Source organism: Streptomyces sp. MB09-02B, from assembly GCF_033794485.1.
Taxonomy (GTDB): Bacteria; Actinomycetota; Actinomycetes; order Streptomycetales; family Streptomycetaceae; genus Streptomyces.
Genome location: NZ_JARGEE010000828.1, coordinates 1 through 1,552, shown reverse-complemented (window position 1 = coordinate 1,552; position 1,552 = coordinate 1). Strand labels below are relative to the sequence as shown.

At 66.1% G+C, this 1,552-nt stretch carries 1 tRNA gene and 2 pseudogenes; 2 read left to right on the top strand and 1 reads right to left on the bottom strand.

The features are described 5' to 3' along the window. The first annotated feature begins 106 nt into the window (after positions 1–106). Positions 107–180 (top strand) — tRNA-Gly (locus P1P70_RS44440). Positions 181–270: 90 nt separating this feature from the next. Here P1P70_RS44440 and xerC read toward each other — a convergent pair. After that, positions 271–880 (bottom strand): annotated as a pseudogene (gene xerC, locus P1P70_RS44435) (tyrosine recombinase XerC); the annotation flags it as partial. Here xerC and P1P70_RS44430 point away from each other — a divergent pair. Then, positions 879–1,400, top strand: a pseudogene (locus tag P1P70_RS44430) (IS630 family transposase); the annotation flags it as partial. The pseudogenes xerC and P1P70_RS44430 sit on opposite strands and share 2 nt — an antisense overlap. Positions 1,401–1,552: the final 152 nt, after the last annotated feature.

Below are 1,552 nucleotides of genomic sequence, written 5' to 3'. Positions count from 1 at the left end.
GTCCCCGCCCCTGAAACACAACCGGGCCCCACGCCTTCAGCGCGCGGGGCCCGACATGAGGTAAAGTAACGAAGCGTTCCGACACCGGCACCAACCGGCGTCTTACGCGGGTGTAGTTTAATGGTAGAACATCAGCTTCCCAAGCTGAGAGCGCGAGTTCGATTCTCGTCACCCGCTCCATGCGAAACCCTCAGGTCAGCGACCCGGGGGTTCTTTGTTGTCTAGACCGGTGAGCGGGTGGCGCACCACAACCGCACCATAAGGACTCGGCTACGTACCGGTGGCCTCCTCCTTGTGGTGCGCGGAGTCGCCGGTGTGGTTCTTCGCACGCTCGGCGCGCACCATCTCGTCAAGGCCCGCCGCCAAGTCGCGCTGCCGCTCGTCGTCGGAGTGCTGATAGATCAGCGCAGCCTTCTCGGAGGACTGTCCGGTGACGTCCTTCTCCAGGAAGGCCGGCAGGACGACGAGACGGGCGCCCGCATCCGACTTGGTGGCTCCGGGAGCGCGCTTGCCGTTGGTCCGCTCGGGCTCGGCGACACGGACCCGGATCGCAAGGTTGTCGAGGTCGACGTCTCGGCGCCGGAGGCCGGCCAGTTCTTCGGGCCGCATCGGCCCGTACGCCCCGAGGTAGACCATGAGGCGCCAGCGGATACCGATCGCTTCGGCGAGCGCGTCGACCTGGACGACGGTGGCGATCCGGCGCTCAGCAGCGGACTCCTTGCCCGCACCCTTGATCCGGCACGGGTTGCGACTGATGGTCGTCATCGACGGCTGTCTCCATGATGCCTTTGAGCAGCCGGTACGCCTTGGCGACGGTCGTCTTGGCACTCGTCGCCCGTAGCCGCTCCGCCCGCCATTCAAGGACGCGGGGTGCGGTGATGCCGTTTTCGACCTGGAGCTTGAGCAAGCTGGCCGACTTCCTGGTCGCTGAGGGGGTGGTCGACGACATCAGCCACGAGAGCCTGCGCATCATGCTCCGCGGGGAGGGCGTCTCCTTTCAACGCCTGAAGACCTGGAAGACCTCCCGAGACCCCGACTACGCGGCCAAGAAGGCCCGCGTCGAGCATCTCTACGCGAGCGCGGACGGCGAGGTCATACCCGAGGACGGGGAACCCGAAGCCGTTTTCTGCATGGACGAGTTCGGCCCGCTCAACCTCATGCCCCATCCGGGTCGGCAGTGGGCCGAACGCGGAGACAAGCACAAGGATCCCGACCGTGAACCGCGCCGCAGGCGGCGGGCCACCTACAACCGTTACGGCGGGGTGCGACACCTGTTCGCCGCCTACGACCTGGCCAAGGACAGGCTCTACGGCCACATCAAGCCGGTCAAGAGGCGCACGCAGTTCCTGGAGTTCTGCCGCTACCTGCGAACCCCCTACCCGCCTACTGCCCGGATCGCGGCCGACGACCGGCGACTACGCGCCGTCGTCGACCGGGCGAACGTTGCCTGATGCGGCACTAGTAGATCGTCGCGGCTAAGTGTCGTTCTGGTTGCTGGAGTTGGGCAGAATCTCCCTGTCGCTTCCTTTCGGCCGTCAGGGGTGCTGTGTCT